Annotated in this window: 1 rRNA gene; it reads right to left on the bottom strand. The window is 44.3% G+C overall.

Going from position 1 to position 280, the window contains the following annotated elements:
• Positions 1-194: 194 nt before the first annotated feature.
• Positions 195-280, bottom strand: a 16S ribosomal RNA gene (locus HP548_RS00115); the annotation flags it as partial.

Raw genomic sequence — 280 nt, 5'->3', positions numbered from 1 at the left:
TTACACAAGTTCAGCTTAAAAAGGAATGTTCTAATTCGCAATTTTCGTTTCGATATCTAGTTTTCAAAGAACAAGCTCCATGCAAAAGCAAGCTGTTTGAGAGTTTGAGCTCTCAAAACTGAGCAACGAGTGAGTAGTTTTGCAGATCTAGTCTGCGATTTGAATGTTTCCACTCGGGAAACGATTCTCCATAGAAAGGAGGTGATCCAGCCGCACCTTCCGATACGGCTACCTTGTTACGACTTCACCCCAATCATCTATCCCACCTTCGGCGGCTGGC

Source organism: Paenibacillus taichungensis, from assembly GCF_013359905.1.
Taxonomy (GTDB): domain Bacteria; phylum Bacillota; class Bacilli; order Paenibacillales; family Paenibacillaceae; genus Paenibacillus; species Paenibacillus taichungensis.
Note: the sequence above shows the minus strand (reverse complement) of the source record. Positions and strands in the feature narration are given on the sequence as shown.